General features: G+C 73.9%; 1 protein-coding gene. It reads right to left on the bottom strand.

What is annotated here, in order from left to right; genetic code table 11:
* The coding region (locus PUR61_RS00390) for a beta-ketoacyl reductase (RefSeq protein ID WP_329874410.1) at positions 1 to 1,218 on the bottom strand (1,218 nt) is incomplete at its 3' end.
* Positions 1,219 to 1,241: the final 23 nt, after the last annotated feature.

Raw genomic sequence — 1,241 nt, 5'->3', positions numbered from 1 at the left:
ATCCATCGCCAGCGCCTCACGCGGCGAGATCCCGAACAGCCCCGCATCGAAGTCCCCCGCCCCGTACAGGAACCCGCCCTCCCGGGCGTAGAACGTCCCCGCATGCTCCGGATCCGGGTGGTACAGGCCGTCCAGATCCCATCCACGATCCGTCGGGAACGCCCCGATCCCGTCCTCGCCTGCGGAGAGCAACTCCCAGAACCGTTCCGGAGAGTCCACCCCGCCGGGCAGCCGCAGGCCCATCCCGACGATCACCACCGGATCGTCGTCGGTGGCGACAGCGAGCGCCGGAACGGCAGGACCGGCCGCCTCCGCGCCTCCCACCTCGGCCAGCACGTACGCGGCGAGCCGCTCGGCGCTCGGGTAGTCGAACGCCAGCGTCGCCGGCAGCGCCAGCCCGGTCGCCGACCGCAGACGGTTCCGCAGTTCGACGGCGGTCAGCGAGTCGAAGCCCAGCTCCTTGAACGCCCGCGACGCCTCGATCTCCCCGGCCGACGCATGGCCGAGAGCCCCCGCGACCTCGGCCCGGACCAGCTCCAGCACGGTCCGCTGCCGCTCCGCCGACGACAGACCCGCCAACCGCGCGGCCAGCCCGGAGTCCGACTCCGGCGCGGCAGCCGACTCGGCGGCCTCCGGCAGGTCGGCCAGGAACGGCCGCTCACGCGCCGCCGTGAACAGCGGCAGGAACTCCGACCACCGCACGTCCGCGACCGTGACCAGGTCGTCCCCGGCGCCCACGGCCCGGGCCAGCGCGGCCACGGCGCGATCGGGAGCCATCCCCACCAGGCCCTGCCTGCGGAGCGAAGCGGCGGCCTCGACGTCGGCCGCCATGCCGACGCTCGCCCAGGGACCCCAGGCGACCGACGTGCCGGGGAGCCCGGCGGCCCGTCGGCGCAGGACCAGGGCGTCGAGAGCGGTGTTCGCCGCCCCGTACGCGGCTTGCCGACTGCTGCCCCATGTCGCCGAGATGGACGAGAACACCACGAATGCGTCGAGTTCCGTACCGGCCAACGTGTCCAGGTGCAACGCCCCGTCGACCTTGCCCCGGATCACCCGGTCCAGATGCGCCTCGTCCGCGTCGACCAGCGACACGTCCTCGCCCACACCGGCCGCGTGCACGACCGCGTCGACCCGACCGACCACGGCCAGCAACGCCTCCACCGCGGACCGGTCCGCCAGATCACACGCATGGATCTCCGCCATCGGCAGCTCCGCCAACAACTCCGCCGCCCCCGGCGCCT

Source organism: Streptomyces sp. BE20 (assembly GCF_036322525.1).
GTDB lineage: Bacteria > Actinomycetota > Actinomycetes > Streptomycetales > Streptomycetaceae > Kitasatospora.
Note: the sequence above shows the minus strand (reverse complement) of the source record. Positions and strands in the feature narration are given on the sequence as shown.